This is a genomic window from Rhizobium sp. YIM 134829 (assembly GCF_046546455.1).
The window spans coordinates 137,521-150,942 of the sequence record NZ_JBKHKI010000002.1 but is presented as its reverse complement, the minus strand read 5'-3'; the positions used below and the strand labels follow the sequence as shown (position 1 = coordinate 150,942).

At 65.0% G+C, this 13,422-nt stretch carries 16 protein-coding genes; 10 read left to right on the top strand and 6 right to left on the bottom strand.

Features of this window, described 5'->3' with window-relative positions:
* Positions 1-98: 98 nt before the first annotated feature.
* Entirely contained in the window at positions 99-686 is a 588-nt protein-coding gene (locus ACLE20_RS05615) for an ATP-dependent Clp protease proteolytic subunit (RefSeq protein WP_410939281.1), read from the top strand.
* Between the two features lie 83 nt (positions 687-769).
* On the opposite strand, the gene ACLE20_RS05610 is transcribed toward ACLE20_RS05615, so the two are convergent.
* On the bottom strand, positions 770-1,276 hold the full coding sequence (locus ACLE20_RS05610) for a GNAT family N-acetyltransferase (protein ID WP_410939508.1): 507 nt from the start codon (positions 1,274-1,276) through the stop codon (positions 770-772).
* A gap of 272 nt (positions 1,277-1,548) precedes the next feature.
* Here ACLE20_RS05610 and ACLE20_RS05605 point away from each other — a divergent pair, with 272 nt between their 5' ends.
* Positions 1,549-2,529, top strand: coding sequence for a glutathione S-transferase family protein (locus ACLE20_RS05605; protein ID WP_410939280.1), 981 nt, complete (start codon positions 1,549-1,551; stop codon positions 2,527-2,529).
* A gap of 6 nt (positions 2,530-2,535) precedes the next feature.
* Here ACLE20_RS05605 and ACLE20_RS05600 read toward each other — a convergent pair whose 3' ends face one another.
* Positions 2,536-3,024 carry an NUDIX domain-containing protein gene (locus ACLE20_RS05600; RefSeq protein WP_410939279.1) on the bottom strand — a complete coding sequence of 163 codons (489 nt, stop codon included), beginning with the start codon at positions 3,022-3,024 and terminating at the stop codon, positions 2,536-2,538.
* Between the two features lie 72 nt (positions 3,025-3,096).
* On the opposite strand from ACLE20_RS05600, the gene ACLE20_RS05595 reads away from it, so the two are divergent.
* The 3 genes from ACLE20_RS05595 (at position 3,097) to ACLE20_RS05585 (ending at position 5,535) form a co-directional block, all read left to right on the top strand.
* Positions 3,097-4,014 carry a metallophosphoesterase family protein gene (locus tag ACLE20_RS05595; protein ID WP_410939278.1) on the top strand — a complete coding sequence of 306 codons (918 nt, stop codon included), beginning with the start codon at positions 3,097-3,099 and terminating at the stop codon, positions 4,012-4,014.
* 201 nt (positions 4,015-4,215) lie between these two features.
* Complete coding sequence (locus tag ACLE20_RS05590; RefSeq protein WP_410939277.1) at positions 4,216-4,698, top strand: RNA polymerase sigma factor; 483 nt, start codon at positions 4,216-4,218, stop codon at positions 4,696-4,698.
* Positions 4,699-4,707: 9 nt separating this feature from the next.
* Positions 4,708-5,535: an anti-sigma factor family protein gene (locus tag ACLE20_RS05585; protein WP_410939507.1), complete on the top strand. Its 828-nt coding sequence runs from the start codon at positions 4,708-4,710 to the stop codon at positions 5,533-5,535.
* A gap of 13 nt (positions 5,536-5,548) precedes the next feature.
* Here ACLE20_RS05585 and ACLE20_RS05580 read toward each other — a convergent pair whose 3' ends face one another.
* Positions 5,549-5,926: a YkvA family protein gene (locus ACLE20_RS05580; protein WP_410939506.1), complete on the bottom strand. Its 378-nt coding sequence runs from the start codon at positions 5,924-5,926 to the stop codon at positions 5,549-5,551.
* A 93-nt stretch (positions 5,927-6,019) separates the two neighbouring features.
* Positions 6,020-6,325, bottom strand: a complete 306-nt coding sequence (locus ACLE20_RS05575; protein WP_410939276.1) for a 4a-hydroxytetrahydrobiopterin dehydratase — start codon at positions 6,323-6,325, stop codon at positions 6,020-6,022.
* Between the two features lie 56 nt (positions 6,326-6,381).
* Here ACLE20_RS05575 and ACLE20_RS05570 point away from each other — a divergent pair, with 56 nt between their 5' ends.
* Positions 6,382-6,891 carry a low molecular weight protein-tyrosine-phosphatase gene (locus ACLE20_RS05570; RefSeq protein ID WP_410939275.1) on the top strand — a complete coding sequence of 170 codons (510 nt, stop codon included), beginning with the start codon at positions 6,382-6,384 and terminating at the stop codon, positions 6,889-6,891.
* Here the strand turns inward: ACLE20_RS05570 and thpR are convergent.
* Positions 6,801-7,391 (bottom strand): RNA 2',3'-cyclic phosphodiesterase, encoded by a 591-nt coding sequence (thpR, locus tag ACLE20_RS05565; RefSeq protein ID WP_410939274.1) that lies wholly within the window; start codon positions 7,389-7,391, stop codon positions 6,801-6,803. The two genes, ACLE20_RS05570 and thpR, sit on opposite strands and share 91 nt — an antisense overlap.
* Positions 7,392-7,525: 134 nt before the next feature.
* Positions 7,526-8,164, bottom strand: a complete 639-nt coding sequence (locus tag ACLE20_RS05560) for an arylesterase (RefSeq protein ID WP_410939273.1) — start codon at positions 8,162-8,164, stop codon at positions 7,526-7,528.
* A 64-nt stretch (positions 8,165-8,228) separates the two neighbouring features.
* Here ACLE20_RS05560 and ACLE20_RS05555 point away from each other — a divergent pair, with 64 nt between their 5' ends.
* From ACLE20_RS05555 to ACLE20_RS05540, 4 genes are all read left to right on the top strand, one after another.
* A complete protein-coding gene (locus ACLE20_RS05555) occupies positions 8,229-8,945 on the top strand; it encodes an ABC transporter ATP-binding protein (RefSeq protein WP_410939272.1) in 717 nt (238 codons plus the stop codon).
* The gene (locus ACLE20_RS05550; RefSeq protein WP_410939271.1) at positions 8,942-11,509 is read left to right on the top strand and encodes an ABC transporter permease; all 2,568 of its coding nucleotides are present in this window, start codon (positions 8,942-8,944) and stop codon (positions 11,507-11,509) included. Before ACLE20_RS05555 ends, ACLE20_RS05550 begins: the two co-directional genes overlap by 4 nt.
* 200 nt (positions 11,510-11,709) lie before the next feature.
* Positions 11,710-12,447 (top strand): Bax inhibitor-1/YccA family protein, encoded by a 738-nt coding sequence (locus tag ACLE20_RS05545; RefSeq protein WP_410939270.1) that lies wholly within the window; start codon positions 11,710-11,712, stop codon positions 12,445-12,447.
* Between the two features lie 162 nt (positions 12,448-12,609).
* Positions 12,610-13,170 carry a GNAT family N-acetyltransferase gene (locus ACLE20_RS05540; protein WP_410939269.1) on the top strand — a complete coding sequence of 187 codons (561 nt, stop codon included), beginning with the start codon at positions 12,610-12,612 and terminating at the stop codon, positions 13,168-13,170.
* Positions 13,171-13,422: the final 252 nt, after the last annotated feature.

The window sequence follows — 13,422 nt, the reverse complement described above, 5'->3', positions numbered from 1 at the left end:
CCGTGATCGGGCTTCACCGCATGTCACGCATTGTCATCCCTCGCGAGAAGCCTTATCTCACAGCAGCACACGCCACGATGATCCGCGGGAGAACGCGCATGAACGAAGACGAAGACGACAAGAAGACGGAACTGCCTTTGGGCAAGGAGACCGAGGCGAACCTGTTCAAATCGCGGTCGATCTTCATCTATGGCGGCATCAACCAGGAACTGGCGCAGAAGGTCTGCTCGCAGCTCGTGGCGCTGTCCTCGGCCAGCGACGAAGACATTCGCATCTTCGTCAATTCGCCGGGCGGCCATGTCGAATCGGGCGATAGCATCCACGACATGATCAAGTTCGTGAAGCCGAAGGTCTGGATGATCGGCACGGGCTGGGTCGCCTCGGCCGGCGCGCTCATCTATGTCGCCGCGCCCAAGGAACGGCGCCTCTGCCTGACCAACACCCGCTTCCTGCTGCATCAACCCTCGGGCGGCACGCGCGGCATGGCTTCGGACATCGAGATCCAGGCGCGCGAAATCATCAAGATGAACGAGCGGCTGAACCGCATCTTCGCCGAAGCCACCGGCCAGCCGATCGAAAAGATCGCCAAGGATACCGACCGCGACTACTGGCTGTCGGCCGAAGAGGCGAAGTCCTATGGGCTGGTCTCGAAGATCATCAGCAACCAGGGCGAAATCGGCGCCTGAGCCGATCACCCGGTTGAACCATCAAAGCCCCGCCGGCACCGCCTGCGGGGCTTTTTCATGTCTTCGGACTGCCGATGTGGCGCTCAGCCCTCGGCCCGCCAAACGATCTCGCCCTTCAGCCGCTGATGGGTATCGGCAGCGATCGGCACGACGAGCACCCGCCTGGGGTCGACGGGGCCGGGGAAGGTCAGGGCGTGGGTCGCGACGGGCTCGAAACCGAGCGGCTGGTAATAGGGCGGATCGCCGATCAGGATGATCGCTTCCGACCCCTTGCGCCGTCCCGCCTCGACGGCGATGCGCACGAGCTCGCGGCCGATGCCGCGGTTCTTGTGCGAGGGGCGCACGGCGAGCGGCCCGAGCAGATGGCCCTTGACCCCGCCGGCCATCACCGGTGTCATCCGCACCGAGCCGATCGTCTCCCCGTCATCGGTGCAAACGAAGGAGAGGCTCCGGTCATGCGGACCCTGCTCGCGAATGCGCGCCGCGGCGCGGACATGGCGCCCGGGGCCGAAGGCTTCTTCATTGATCAGCTCGATGATGGCGTCGTGCGAGGAGTCTTCCGTCAGATAGACGAGGTCGTGCTTGGGCATGAACATGGGGAAACTCGAAAAGCGGAACGAGACAGGACGTGAAGCGGCACCCGACGGGGTGAGTCGGTTGTTCAGCGTCGTCGTTCGGTTCCCTTGCGGCGCATCGGCCACGACCTTTCGCAGTGTGCGCGTCGCCACTAGCAGAAAAGTTTAGGCGCTCCAAGCAAAAACGCAGCGTTCACCGCCCAAGGCCTGTCGCCTCGACGCCCTTGCGCTATGGTTGCCTCCAAGACGATGCCGGAGCGCCTCGTCAAGCCAAGGAGGAACGATCCATGGGCATGCTGGTCGACGGCGTCTGGAAGGATGTCGGCTATGATACGAAATCGACGGGCGGACATTTCAAACGCTGGGATTCCGTCTTCCGCAACTGGGTGACCGCTGACGGCGCGCCGGGCCCGAGCGGCAAGGGAGGCTTCAAGGCCGAGGCCGGGCGCTATCACCTGATCGTCTCGCTCGCCTGTCCCTGGGCGCATCGCACGCTGATCTTCCGCGCTTTGAAGGGGCTCGAAGACCTGATCAGCCTGGCGATCGTCGATCCGCACATGATGGAGAACGGCTGGGAGTTCAAGGGTGTCGAGGGCGGCACGCAGGATCCGATCATCGGCGCCCGCGCGCTCTGGGAGATCTACACCAAGGCCGAGCCCGCCTATTCCGGCCGCGTCACCGTCCCGGTCCTGTGGGACAAGGTGGAGAAGACCATCGTCTCCAACGAATCCGCCGAGATCATCCGCATGTTCAATTCGGCCTTTGACGGCCTGACCGGCTCGACGCGCGACTTCTACCCGCAGGCGCTGCGGGGCGAGATCGATGCGCTCAATGCCGAGATCTACGATGCCGTCAACAATGGCGTCTACAAGGCGGGCTTCGCGAGCACGCAGGACGCCTATGCCCAGGCCGTCACCGCGCTCTTCGCCATGCTGGACAGGCTGGAGACGCGGCTCTCAACGTCGCGCTACCTCGTCGGTAACCGGCTGACGGAGGCGGACTGGCGGCTCTTCACCACGCTGATCCGCTTCGACGCCGTGTATGTCGGCCATTTCAAGTGCAACATCCGCCGGCTCGCCGACTATCCGAACCTCAGCGCCTATCTGAAGGACCTCTACCAGGTGCCGGGTGTCGCGGAGACGGTGAATTTCCATCACATCAAGACGCATTATTACGCCAGCCATCGTTTCATCAATCCGACCGGCATCGTGCCGCTCGGGCCGATCCTCGATCTCGATACGCCGCACGGTCGCGAGCGGCTCGGCTGATCGAGGTTACCAATAGGCGTCGGGCACGCTCTCGCCGCGGATCTCGGCGAGCCGGCGCAATGTCGCCGGCGTCGTGCCGTCCGGCAGGGCGTCGAGGGGGAAGAAGCCGCTCTCGACGATCTCGCGATCCGGCGCCCGTGGGCCGGTCTGCGTGACGCCGCGGCAGAGATAGAGGAGCACGTGATCGCGGATGCTGACGTGCCGATTGTGATAGACGGCAAAGAGCTGCGGCGGCGCGCCGAGGCGCAGATTACCTTCCTCGCGGATTTCCTTTTCGAGCGCCATGAAGCAGGTCTCGCCGCGCTCCACGCCACCGCCGGGCAGATACCAGCCCGCCAGATAAGAGTGGCGCACCAGGAAGATGCGACCTTGATCGTCGAAACAGGCAGCGCGCACGCCGAGCGTCATGCCGCGTGACAAGGCGAAATAACGGTGGAGGATTCGGGTTACCAGCCACTCGCGCCAGCTCATCGGATCCTTGGTTCTCTCGCTCATCGCGGCGTGCCCTGTCATGGAAAAGGGAAAGGCCGTGATACCATTTTTACCCGGATGCGCTAGGTATCGGGCATGTTCAAGCTCGCCCATATCTCCGACATCCATCTCGGACCGCTGCCGGACCTTTCGTTCAAGGAACTGTTTTCCAAGCGGATCACCGGCTTCATCAACTGGCACCGCAACCGGCGCAGCCATATGGCTGGCGACACGCTGAACGTGTTGATGAACGAGATCGAGCGGATCGATCCCGATCATCTGGCGATCACCGGCGACATGGTCAATCTCGCCTCCAAGCGCGAGATCGTGGCGGTCACCGAGTGGCTGCATGCGGCGGGCGAACCCGACAGCATCTCGGTCATTCCCGGCAATCACGATGCCTATGTGCCCGGGGCTTATGAGAAGGCGACCAAGGCCTGGTATCCCTATATGCGTGGCGAGGCGGGGCCTGCCGAGTGGGACGAAGAGTTTCACTGCTATCCCTATCTGCGTGTGCGCGGCCCGGTGGCGATCATCGGCTGCTCCACCGCGGTCGCGACGCCACCCTTTGCCGCCAGCGGCTATTTCGGACGGCGCCAGGCGCGCGAGACGGTCAACCTGCTGCGCGCCGCGGGCGAGGCGGGGCTGTTCCGCGTCGTCCTTATCCATCATCCGCCGATCCGCGGTGCGGCGTCGATGCACAAGCGCATGATCGGCATCCGCCGCTTCGGAGCGGTGGTATCCACAGGTGGTGCCGAACTGGTCCTCCATGGCCATACGCATCTCAACACGGTCTACCAGCTGCGCGGTCAGCGCAAGCCGGTGCCCGTGGTCGGCATCGCCTCGGCCTCGCAAGGGCCCGGAGGTTCCAAGCCGCCGGCCTCCTTCAACCTTTTCTCCATCGCCGGCAGCCCGGGCCAGTGGAACCTGACGCGCGAGCGCTTCGAGCTGACTGCGGGGGCCGGGCAGGCGGGTGGATCGACTGTGCGGCTTGCGGAAACGACGCGCTTTTGAACGCTGTCAAGCCGCGCGGGCGCCTCGCAAAATTCGGTGATGGAACAAGGCGCGGGTTGCGCGGCTTGCGGGAATGGAGTCATATCATCGCTGCTGCGCCACCTCATGACGCGGCGTCCGACGCGAGGAAACCAGCAAGGGCAGCGGATCGAAGCCTCCGGCGGAGACCGATCTGACGGCCTTGAGGGATTTGGAACGATTATGCGCCCTGCACCAGATGCGAAGGATTTTCGGCGGGAGCTCTCCGGCTTGCTGCCGCGTCTGCGCCGGTTCGCACTGACGCTGACGCGCGATGCCGGCGAGGCGGATGCGCTCGTCCAGGAAGTTTGCAGCCGCGCCATCGGCCAGGGGAGCAGCTGGGATGGGCGCGGCCGGCTGGACGGTTGGATCTACACGCTGACCCGCTCGGTGCATGCCGAAGAGCCCCGCGCCTGGCGCGAGAACCGGGCGGCTTCGCCGGCCGGCGCCGATGCCCAGGGGCAGGCGAGCGAGGTTCAGGCGCTGATCCTTGCCATGCCGGAGGGCTATGCCAGCACCTTCCTGCTCGTCGCCGTCGAAGATTACAGCTATGCAGAGGCTGCCGCGGTCCTCGATATCCCGCCGGAGACGGTGGCGAAACATGTGAGCGCCGCACGATTGCGGCTTGCAGCCATGACCGCAGCGTCGACGATGAGAAGGGCCTGATCTTTGGCAATGGCAGACGCGCTGGCACTCGAGGAAAGATTGTCCGCCTATCTCGACGGCGCCGTGGACGAGGCGGAGCGGGCGGCGCTCGAGCGACTGGTGGCGCGCGATGAAGAGGCGCGCCGGTTGCTCGACCGGCTGAAGACGGGAACCGCTTTTGGCCGCACCGCTTTGGACGGCTTCCTCAACGACCCCGTGCCGTTGTCGCTGGTTCGCCGCATCCGCCAGGGCGTGGATGTCTCGCCGCGCAACGAGCGGGTGGTGGGCGCGCCGAAGCGTAAGCGGTCCAAGCTCTGGCCGAAGCTGCTCGGCGCCTCCTTCGGCATGCTGCTGGTCGGCGGCCTTGCCGGCTATCTGATCGGCAGCACGGTCGATGATCGCGCGCCTCTGGCGGACATCGGCGGGGTCGATGCGCGCAGCTGGCTCGACGATATCGCCGCCATGCATCGCATCTATGTCCGCCAACAGCGTCACCTGGTCGAGGTGCCCGGCGGAGAGCGCGACGAGGTTCGCGCCTGGCTGACCGGATCGACCGGCATTCCCTTCGCCGTGCCGGATCTGACCCGCAGCGGCCTGACCTTCCAGGGTGGCCGGCTTCTGGTCGTGGAAGGCCAGCCGACTGGGCAGCTCTTCTACCGGGATACGACGGGCGACCTCTTCGCCGTCTATTTCCTGAAGATCGGCATGGCCGACAGCCAGGGCCGCGTCAGCGAAACCATGCGCGACGACCTCGCCATGATCTCCTGGGCAACGCCGGCCGGCTCCTTCGCCGTCGTCGGCCCCTCGGCTGCCGCAAGGCTCAGGCAACTGGCGGATACGGTCTCGGACGCCATGTGAGCGTCGAGCCGGCTCAGTTCGCCAGTCCGTCGCGCAGCGCCGCATCAGCCTTGGCATAATGCTCTTCGTTGATCTGGCCGCTGATCGCCGCAAAGGCCGCGGTCAGCACGGCGATATCGTCGGAAAAGCCGATCAGGGCCACGAAATCCGGCACGATATCGAAGGGCAGGACGAAATAGGCGAGAGCGCCGAGCAGGATGCCGCGGGTGCGCAGCGGTGTCTTGGGATCGAAGGCGCAATAATAGGCGGCCACAAGGTCGCGGGCGAAGGGAATGTGCCGGATTGCGCGCTTGAGCGTCGGCCAGAAGCGGCGCTCGACGCGGCGTGCCTTGTCGTCCTGCTCGGCCCTGTCACCTGGCAGCAGGATTTCGCCGATCTTCACCTCGTCCAGTCCGCTCTTCGTTTCGGGCATGGTCGCTTCCTTCGTTCCTGGTTGTCTCGGCAATATGGGGGAGCGAGACAGCAATTCAAATCGCTGCCGGCATCAGGAAAAGCCCGCCGCTGCCTTGTCCATCCGCGCGGCGAGCGCGAAATCCCGCTCGGTCAGCCCGCCGGCATCATGGGTGGTCAGCGTCACCTCGACCCGGTTATAAACGTTGAACCATTCCGGATGGTGGTCGAGTTTTTCGGCCGCCAGCGCCGCCTGGCTCATGAAGCCGAAGGCCTCGACGAAGCTCTTGAAGCGGAAGCGGCGTTCGATCGCCGTGCCCTCCCGGGTCAAGGTCCAGCCCGGGTTTGCCGCGAGCTTCTCCTCGATCGTGGCAGGATCCAATTTTTCCGGTTTCGCCATCGGCCCGCTCCCTTTATTCAGCGTGAAGTGAAAAGCATCGAGACAGGAAGAGTTGCATGACCGCGCCCGAACGCCGCATTCTTTTTGTCTGCCTCGGCAATATCTGCCGCTCGCCGATGGCGGAAGGCATCGCCCGGCATCTGGCGGAGCAGGCGGATTGTGCGCAGCCGCTGCAGTTCGATTCGGCGGGCACCGGCCGCTGGCACCTGGGCGATCCGCCGGATCCTCGGGCGATCGCGACCGCGGCTAGAAAGGGCGTCGATATCGCAGCCCTGCGTGGCCGGCAGGTGGCGGCGCAGGATTTCGCCCGGTTCGACCTGATCCTGGCGCTCGACCGCAGCAATCTCGCCGCGCTTCGGGCGAAAGCGCCAGCTGGCGCCAAGGCGCGGCTCGCGCTGTTCCTGGAGGAGACACTGGGGCGGGCGGAGGATGTGCCCGATCCCTATTTCGGCGCCGAGGACGGGTTCGAGACCGTCTACACCATGCTCTTTGAGGGCTGTTCGGCGCTGATCGAGAAGCTCGGGCCCGGCGGCTCGTGCAGCGAGAAGACTTCTTCCGTCAGGTAAGGCCCGCCGCCGACCGAATCGCGCGAGGACAGCAGCACGAAGCGCGAGACCGTAAAGACATTGGTCATGAAGCCGCCGCGGCCGGAGAGATAGGTGACGACATCCTCGATGCGCGAGGAGCGCAGCCGGGCGAGCGTTACATGCGGGGTAAATTTGCGCGGATCAGGGGGCAGGCCGACGCGCTGGCAGATGCGCTCGATCTCGGCCTGAAGCTGGAAAAGCGCGGGTGGGGTGGTCACGCCGGCAAAGACCGAATGCGGCTTTTTCGATCCGAAGGCACCGGTGCCGCTGAGCTGCAGCTGGAATTCCGGCCGCTCGATCCGGTCCAGCCGATCGACGATCTCGTCAGCGGTGCGGCCGTCGACATCGCCGATAAAGCGCAGAGTAATGTGGTAGTTCTCGACGTCGATCCAGCGGGCGCCAGGCAGTCCGCCACGCAGCAGAGAGAGGCTCATGGCCGCGCTGCGCGGAATTTCGAGGGCGGTGAACAATCTCGGCATGGCGAGGTCTCCCCGAATGTTTGCGACACTGTCAGCCGATCATGCCTGAGAGCCTGACGCAACTGGTAATTCGCACCTGCAATATTTGTCCACGAGGATTAACGAAAGCTGAACGCGCGGCCCCGTTCGCCCTCTCAATCGGCAAGCTTCTGGAGAAAGCGCTCGACCGAAGGCAGCATCCGCTCGACCATCCGGTCGACGCCGGCAGCGTTCGGATGCATGCCGTCCTCCAGCTTCAGCTGAGCGTCCTCGACGACGCCATCGAGGAAAAATGGATAGAGTTCAATGCCATAGGTTTTGGCGAGCTCGGGATAAATCGCATTGAACCGCTCGGCATAGTCGCCGCCCATATTGGGCGGCGCCAGCATTCCGACGAGCAGGACCGGAATATTGCGGGCCTTCAGCTTGTCGAGCATGGCGGTCAGATTCTTGCGGCTCTGCTCCGGCGCGATGCCGCGCAGCGCGTCGTTGGCGCCGAGCTCCAGAATGACGCCACTGGTACCGTCCGGCACCGACCAGTCGAGTCGTGCCAGTCCGCCCGAGGTCGTGTCGCCGGAGACACCGGCATTGACCACCGTCACATCGTGGCCCTTGGCCTTCAGCGCCTGTTCGAGCTTGGCGGTGAAGCCTTCCGCCTGCGGCAGCTGGTAGCCGGCCATCAGGCTGTCGCCGAAGCCGACGATCGACAGCGAGGCGGCGCGCGCGGAGGAGGTGGCGGCGATCAACACTGCGAGAGCAGTCATGAAAACCGGGATCAAGCCTTTCAATCGCATCGCGCCCCTCCTAAATCGGCTCAACTGAGCAGATGCAGCATCACAGCATATAGGGCGGCAGCGCGTGGCAAAAACCATGATCGAACTGAAAAATGCGGATCTGACGCTGGGCAGCGCCGCAGCCTCCGTCCATGTGCTGAAGGGCATGTCGCTCTCGATCGATGCAGGCCAGTCGGTCGGGATCGTCGGTCCCTCCGGCTCCGGCAAGTCGACGCTCCTGATGGTGCTGGCCGGTCTGGAGCGGCTCGATGGTGGCGAGATCGTCATCGATGGCACACCCCTGCAAGGCTTGAGCGAGGACCAGGTGGCCGAGTTTCGGGGCCGCAATATCGGCATCGTCTTCCAGTCTTTCCATCTGATCCCCAACATGACCGCGCTCGAAAATGTCGCCGTGCCGCTGGAGCTTGCCAATGTGCCGGATGCCTTTGCGATTGCGGCGCGCGAGCTCTCCGCCGTTGGGCTCGGCGAGCGGCTGTCGCATTATCCGGGCCAGCTGTCGGGCGGGGAGCAACAGCGCGTGGCGATCGCCCGGGCGCTCGCCCCATCGCCGAAACTTTTGATCGCCGACGAGCCGACCGGCAATCTCGACGGCGAGACCGGCCGGCAGATCGCCGACCTGCTCTTCTCCAAGCAGAGCGAGCGCGGCATGACGCTGCTGCTCGTGACCCATGATCCGAACCTCGCCGCCCGCTGCGCCCGGCAGGTCAAGGTCCGCTCGGGCCAAATCGTCGACGATGGTGCCGCAGACCTGCGCGCGCCGGCCGAGGCGATCCGCGCATGAGCGGGCGTCTGCTGTCGCGCGATGCCATGCGGCTGCCCAATCTCCGGCTTGCCTTTCGCCTGGCGCTGCGGGAAATGCGCGGCGGCCTGCGTGGCTTCTATATCTTCCTCGCCTGTATTGCGCTCGGCACGGCGGCGATTGCCGGCGTCAATTCGTTGTCACAGTCGATCACCGGCTCGATCGCCGCTCAAGGCCAGGAACTGCTTGCCGGTGATCTGCGCTTCGAGCTCAATAATCGCCAGGCGAGCGAGGCGGAACGCGCCTTTCTGGCCGAGCAGGGGCAGGTCTCGGTTAGCGCGGGCCTGCGCTCGATGGCCCGCCTGCCGGACGGGTCCAATCAGGCGCTGGTCGAGCTGAAGGCGGTTGATGCGGCCTATCCACTCTACGGCGCGGTGGAAAGCGAGCCGACCGCCCCGCTTGGCGCGCAGCTTTCCGAGCGCGACGGTGCCTATGGGGCGCTGGTCGCGCCGCTGCTGATCGACCGGCTGGGTGTCAGCGTCGGCGACGAGATCTTGATCGGCAATGCGCGGCTCAGGATCTCCGGCACGATCGCCCGCGAGCCCGACGCCGTCTCCGACGGTTTCGGCTTTGCTCCAAGGCTCCTGGTCTCCGAGGCGGCCCTCGGCGCGAGCGGTCTCGTGCAGACCGGCAGCCTGGTCGAATATGCCTATAAGCTCAAGGTCGCCGATCCCTCGGCCGTGCCGGCAATCCGCGCCGAGGCCGAGCGCGCCTTTCCCGAAGCCGGATGGTCGATCCGCTCCAGCCGCAATGCCGCCCCGTCGCTCACCGCCAACATCACCCGCTTTTCGCAATTCCTGACGCTGGTCGGCCTCACCGCGCTCATTGTCGGCGGGGTCGGCGTCGCCAATGCGGTGCGCGCCTATCTCGACGGCAAGCGTGCCGTCATCGCCACCTTCAAGTGCCTGGGTGCGCCGGGCGGACTCGTCTCGACCATCTATCTCATCCAGATCCTGCTGATCGCATCGATCGGCATCCTTATTGGGCTCGTCATCGGCGCGCTGGTGCCGCCGGTGGCGGGCTATTTCCTCGCCGATGTCCTACCCGTCTCGACCAGTGCCGCTGTCTATCCGTCCGCGCTCGCCCTTGCGGCGCTGTTCGGCGTGCTGACGGCGCTCGCTTTCGCGCTTCTACCGCTCGGCCGGGCCCGCTCCGTGCCGGCGACGGCGCTCTTCCGCGATCAGGATATTGGCCGTGCCCGGCGCCCGGCCTGGGCCTATCTCGGTGGCGCCTTTGCAAGCCTTGGCGCCATCGCCCTGCTCGCGGTCGTCACGGCGGAGGAGCGGCGGATCTCGCTGACCTTCCTCGGCGCGATCCTCTTCGCCTTCCTCGTGCTCCGCGGCGTCTCCTGGCTGGTGCAATGGCTGGCGAAGCGGGCGCCGCGCGTCTCCTCGCCGGCGCTCAGGCTCGCGATTGGCAATATCCATCGGCCGGGCGCGCTGACGCCCTCGGTCGTCCTCTCGCTCGGTCTCGGCCTGGCGCTGCTCGTCACCCTGGCGCTGATCGACGGGAACCTCCGCAACCAGCTGACCGGCACGCTTCCCGAGCGCGCGCCCAACTTCTTCTTCGTCGATATCCAGGGCAGCGAGATCGAGGGTTTCCGCGGCCTACTCGCCCGCGAGATGCCGAAGGGCAAGATCATCGAGGTGCCGATGCTGCGGGGACGAATCCTTGCCTTCAACGGTGAGGACGTCGCCAAGCGCGAGGTGGCGCCGGAGGCGCGCTGGGTGCTGCGCGGCGATCGTGGCATCACCTATGCGCAGAACATCCCGGAAAATTCCTCGCTGGTCGATGGCGCATGGTGGCCGAAGGATTATGCCGGCGAGCCGCTGGTCTCCTTCTCCGAAAAGGAGGGCAAGGAGCTCGGGCTGAAGATCGGCGATACGGTGACGGTCAATGTTCTCGGGCGCAACATCACCGCGCGGATCGCCAATTTCCGCACGGTGGAGTGGGAATCGCTGTCGATCAACTTCGTCATGGTCTTCTCGCCCAACACCTTCGCTGGCGCGCCGCATGCCTGGCTCGCGACCATCATCGATCCGGCGGCGAGCGAGGCGGAAGAGGCGGCGGCGCTGAAGGCCATCACCAACACCTACCCGACCATCACCAGCGTCCGGGTCAAGGATGCACTCGACATCGTCAATGGGCTGCTCGGCCAGCTGGCGACCGCCATCCGCGCGGCGGCCGCGGTGGCGCTGGTCGCCTCCGTGCTGGTGCTGGCCGGCGCGCTTGCCGCCGGCAACCGGGCGCGACTGCATGATGCCGTGGTCTTGAAGACACTCGGCGCCACGCGGGCGACCCTGATCCGCGCCTTCTGCTACGAATATGCCATGCTCGGCCTCTCCACCGCGCTCTTTGCGCTCTTTGCCGGCGGCGTGGCGGCCTGGTTCGTCGTCTCCCGCATCATGACGCTGCCTTCGAGCTTCCTGCCGGATGTGGCCGTCGGCACCATTATCGCGGCACTCATCCTCACCGTCGGCATCGGGCTTGTCGGCACCTGGCGGGTACTGGGGCAAAAGGCAGCGCCCGTGCTGCGCGAGCTTTGAGCAGGCTGGACTTTCAAGCGCGGGTTGGTGGATTACAATTTGGTCATGCCGGCCGCTTGGCAGCCGTCAGGCCTTGTGATTCCGGTGCATGGGGCCCATATTCTCCTCAGGCATGCTGAGCCCCGCAGCGGCGCCTGGGAGGGACGTGGTCTTCCGGATCCCCCTCAACCTCTCGTCCATCGGGGCTTGAAAGGGAAACCATGGCTGATTTTCGCAATTATCGCGCGCAGGCCGCAGCCGGCCGGGCGGGCGCCGCGATCGATGCAGGCCTTCGCAGCTACATGCTGCGCGTCTACAATCTGATGGCGCTGGGCCTCGCCATCACCGGCGTCGCCGCCTTCGGCGCCTTCCAGCTGTCCTTCGCCAATGGTGAGCTGACGACCTTCGGTCAGGCGATTTATGTGAGCCCGCTGAAATGGGTGGTCATGCTGGCGCCGCTGGCGATGGTCTTCTTCCTGAGCTTCCGCATTCATAAGATGAGTGTGGCGGCCGCGCAGACGACCTTCTGGATCTATGCGGCACTGATGGGCCTGTCGCTCTCCTCGATCTTCCTGGTCTATACCGGGCAGAGCATCGTGCAGACGTTCTTCGTGACCGCCGCCTCCTTCGGCGCGCTGTCGCTGTTCGGCTACACGACGAAGCGGGATCTCTCGGCCATGGGCTCGTTCCTGGTCATGGGCCTGTTCGGCCTGATCATCGCCTCGCTGGTCAATCTGTTCCTGCAGTCCTCGGCCGTCACCTTTGCCATCTCGGCGATCGGCGTGCTGATCTTCGCAGGCCTGACCGCTTGGGATACGCAGCGCATCAAGGAAATGTATTTCGAAAGCGATGGCGTTGAAACCGCTGGCCGCAAGGCGATCATGGGCGCGCTGACGCTCTATCTCGACTTCGTCAACCTCTTCCTGTTCATGCTGCGCTTCCTCGGCAACCGCAACTGATCGAACGGACATCGAGACTTCGGAAAGGCGGCTTCGGCCGCCTTTTTGCGTTTGAGGGGGCTTTTGCCGGGTAGGTCGGCGCGGAAGGCCGGCATCGGCTTGATCGGCCGGGGAGAGTGTGGGAGAGGGGCGGAGCTTTTCAGGCCTGCCACGGATATCCCCATGCCCTCCTTCACTCTGCGCGACGCCACGCTTGCCGATCTTCCTGCCATCACCGCGATCTACGAGGAGTCCGTGCTGAACGGCGTGGCGACCTATGAGGTCGCCGTGCCGGACGAGGCAGAGATGACCAGCCGCTTCTCCACCGTCACCGGGCTCGGCTATCCCTATACCGTCGCTGTCGACGAGGCGGGCCGCGTGCTTGGCTATGCCTATGCCTCGGCCTTCCGGCTGCGCAGCGCCTATCGCTTCCTGGTCGAGGATTCCATCTATCTCGCGCCGGAGGCACGGGGCCAGGGTGTGGGCCGCGCCCTGCTCGACGATCTCATCCGCCGCTGCACGGCGCTCGGCTTCCGCCAGATGGTGGCGGTGATCGGCGGCGCCCATCCGGCCTCGATCGGCGTCCACCGGGCGGCAGGCTTCGCGCTCTGCGGCACCATGCCGGGGACGGGCCTCAAATTCGGCCGCTGGCTGGATACGGTGATCATGCAGCTGGAGCTCGGCGAGGGGAACGCGACCATTCCCGAGACCGACGTCTATCCCGACACGCTCTATCGAAGCTGAGGGTTTGGCGACCGGTCCTCTCTTCGGATGACCTGACCCCTCCCATCTGCCGAACGTGAGGCCGAGCCCAATCTGTCCTGCTTCTGCAAGCAGGGCACTTGGCCATGTCGGAACCTGCCAACGCGTGGTTGAAAGAGGAAGAAGTTCCTATTCTCTTCGGAAAAGAGTCTTCTCCATGGCGCGTTGACTCTTTCTTCACCTTCTGGAATCAATAAGAACATAAAGTGAACACGCAGACAGGAGCTGACCGCC

Coding starts and splice junctions, on each gene's coding strand:
- ACLE20_RS05615 (WP_410939281.1), top strand. CDS start 99: ATGAACGAAGACGAAGACGACAAGAAGACGGAACTGCCTTTGGGCAAG.
- ACLE20_RS05610 (WP_410939508.1), bottom strand. CDS start 1,276: ATGCCCAAGCACGACCTCGTCTATCTGACGGAAGACTCCTCGCACGAC.
- ACLE20_RS05605 (WP_410939280.1), top strand. CDS start 1,549: ATGGGCATGCTGGTCGACGGCGTCTGGAAGGATGTCGGCTATGATACG.
- ACLE20_RS05600 (WP_410939279.1), bottom strand. CDS start 3,024: ATGAGCGAGAGAACCAAGGATCCGATGAGCTGGCGCGAGTGGCTGGTA.
- ACLE20_RS05595 (WP_410939278.1), top strand. CDS start 3,097: ATGTTCAAGCTCGCCCATATCTCCGACATCCATCTCGGACCGCTGCCG.
- ACLE20_RS05590 (WP_410939277.1), top strand. CDS start 4,216: ATGCGCCCTGCACCAGATGCGAAGGATTTTCGGCGGGAGCTCTCCGGC.
- ACLE20_RS05585 (WP_410939507.1), top strand. CDS start 4,708: ATGGCAGACGCGCTGGCACTCGAGGAAAGATTGTCCGCCTATCTCGAC.
- ACLE20_RS05575 (WP_410939276.1), bottom strand. CDS start 6,325: ATGGCGAAACCGGAAAAATTGGATCCTGCCACGATCGAGGAGAAGCTC.
- ACLE20_RS05570 (WP_410939275.1), top strand. CDS start 6,382: ATGACCGCGCCCGAACGCCGCATTCTTTTTGTCTGCCTCGGCAATATC.
- thpR (WP_410939274.1), bottom strand. CDS start 7,391: ATGCCGAGATTGTTCACCGCCCTCGAAATTCCGCGCAGCGCGGCCATG.
- ACLE20_RS05560 (WP_410939273.1), bottom strand. CDS start 8,164: ATGCGATTGAAAGGCTTGATCCCGGTTTTCATGACTGCTCTCGCAGTG.
- ACLE20_RS05550 (WP_410939271.1), top strand. CDS start 8,942: ATGAGCGGGCGTCTGCTGTCGCGCGATGCCATGCGGCTGCCCAATCTC.
- ACLE20_RS05545 (WP_410939270.1), top strand. CDS start 11,710: ATGGCTGATTTTCGCAATTATCGCGCGCAGGCCGCAGCCGGCCGGGCG.
- ACLE20_RS05540 (WP_410939269.1), top strand. CDS start 12,610: ATGCCCTCCTTCACTCTGCGCGACGCCACGCTTGCCGATCTTCCTGCC.